Below are 2,687 nucleotides of genomic sequence, written 5' to 3' on the forward strand. Positions count from 1 at the left end.
GTCCGGAGCAAATGGCCTTCCTGCCGGATTGAGTGCTACTTGGGCAGGAAATGTGATTACTATTTCGGGGACCCCAACCCAGGCAGGAACATTCAATTATTCAATTCCATTGACTGGAGGTTGCGGAGCAATCAACGCTACCGGAACCATCACCGTCACGCCTAATACTTCCATTGACTCTGAGAGTCTTTCAGGTCAAACTATTTGTGACGGGGCAGGACCATTCTCCTCAATTTCTGTAACTGCTTCGGGGACTGGAACTCTTACCTATCAATGGTTTAGTAATACTACAAATTCTAACTCGGGAGGAACTTTGATTTCTGGAGCAACCTCTACAACTTTTACTCCGCCGTCAGGAGTTGTTGGAACCATTTATTACTATGTTGTAGCTTCAAGTGATTGCGGTGCCCCTATAAATTCCTCCATCTCTGGTGAGTTTACGGTATATGAAAATACTGCAATTACTAGCCAACCTGACACTTCGGATCAAGTAGAATGCTTTGGAGATGGATTCACCTCTATTTCTGTTTCAGCTGATGGGGCTAATCTTACGTATCAATGGTATAGCAATTCTTCTAATTCAAATTCCGGAGGAACACCTGTAAGCGGAGCTAACTCTGCAACATTCACTCCCCCGTCTAGTTCAGAAGGAACAGCTTACTACTATGTGATCGTCACTGGCAGTTGTGGAATATTGACCTCGGATGTTTCAGGGTTATTTACCGTTAATCCACCAATTACCACGATTTCTCAAAATCCATCTACGACTCCTCAGATTATTTGTCTTGGAGATTCATTCACTGCGATTTCGGTAAGTGCGGTTGGCGAGGGAACGGTTAGCTATCAATGGTACAGTAATTCGAGTGCTTCCAATTCTGGGGGTACAATAATCCCTACAGAAACATCCTCATCTTATACTCCTCCTGCAGGAACAGTCGGAACAACTTATTATTATGCTGTCGCCAATAGTGATTGCGGAACAGTGCCAACAGCAGTATCCGGCGCATTTACGGTAAATCCCCTAACCTCCATTGATAGCGAAAACTTAACTGGTGCCACGATTTGCGAAGGGAATGGGCCATTTTCACCTATTTCTGTGAATGCTTCAGGTACAGGCTCTTTGAACTACCAATGGTATAGTAATACCACCAGTTCTAATTCTGGCGGAAGCGTCATCTCCGGTGCTAATACTAATTCATTTACTCCTCCATCCAATGTAGTAGGTCCTGCACCTTTATATTATTATGTTGAGGTATCAAGTACAGGAGGTTGTGGTCCGGACCTCACCTCAAACGTTTCCGGTGCATTCATTGTGACCCCAAACAACACGGTGACTTCTGCATCTTCCACTCCTGTGGTTTGTATTAATACTGCTATTCCTGATATCACCCATTCTACCACGGGGGCAACTGGAATTGGAGCCCCAACCGGATTGCCTACCGGTGTTGCTGCCGCTTGGGCGGGAAATGTGATTACCATTTCCGGTACTCCTTCTCAATCAGGAACATTTAATTATACCATCCCTCTTACCGGAGGTTGCGGAGCAATCAATGCTACCGGGATCATTACCGTGAATCCAGTTGCTACTGTTTCTGCTCCATCTGTAGTCTATCCCAGTGTTTGCATCAGCAGCCCGGCCTTATCTCCATTTACTCAGCCCACCACCGGGGTAACAAGTATTGCAAATGACGGTGTAGCCGGTGCCAATGGGTTACCTCCGGGGATTTCTGCGACATTCAATTCTTTAACTGGGGAGATTGAGTTCTCCGGAACTGCCACAACAACAGGGCTATTTAGCTACAGTATCCCTCTGACGGGAAACTGTATTAACGGGCTTCAAGCTACGGGGACAATAGATGTGACGCCGGATTATGTTTTAACTTCCGTCTCATCGGTATCAGCTACCACGATAGGAGGTACAGCTACAATCACTATAAATGGAGATCCAACCATTTTATCAAACGGCACTTACGAAGTGGGGTACCAAATAGCCCAGGGTTCTGGATCATTTTATCCTTTTGGTCCTGTAACAGTAACAGTAACAAATGGAAAAGGAAGTTTTAATACCATCCCTATTAATAGCGTGGATGATACTTATGTTGTTCAAATTTTAAGCATAAAAAAGTCTACTGACGTTTGTACCGTAACTTTGCCAGACCCTCCCGCCACTTATTTTGGGGTATGCTCCGCTGTCTTTGATTCAAGTAGCACCTTTTTTGTGCCAGCAAATGTATATTCTATAACGATTGAAGTCTATGGAGCTGGTGGAGGAGGAGATAATGGAGGTGCTGGGGGCGGGGCCTATTCCATCCGGGAAAACATCCCCGTAACTCCGGGAGAACCATTGAGTACTATTGTAGGAAGTGGTGGTCCAAAGAATGGAAATGGAGGAGTAACCTATGTAACGCGCGATTCCAATATAGCAGATCAATTAGGAAATAGCTTAGTTTATGCCAATGGCGGAAACGGTGGCTCTTCTGGCACTGGAGGAACATATGACCCTCGATTCTCAGGTGCAAACGGAAGTAATGCAAGTGGAAATAATGGAGGAGATGGAGGAGGACCATTAGGTGGAAGTGGAGGAGCTAATGGCGAAAATGGAAATCCTCCAGGTGGAGGCGGAGGAAGATGGTCTGGTACAAAAGGTGTCGGAGGCACTGGGCTTGTAATAATTTCCTATTCTTGTC

At 45.5% G+C, this 2,687-nt stretch carries 1 pseudogene; it reads left to right on the plus strand.

From position 1 onward, the window contains the following. A pseudogene (locus tag V6M43_RS14705) lies at window positions 1-2,687 on the plus strand (hypothetical protein); the annotation flags it as partial.

It is taken from the genome of Flavihumibacter sp. (genome assembly GCF_036676075.1).
Lineage (GTDB): Bacteria > Bacteroidota > Bacteroidia > Chitinophagales > Chitinophagaceae > Flavihumibacter.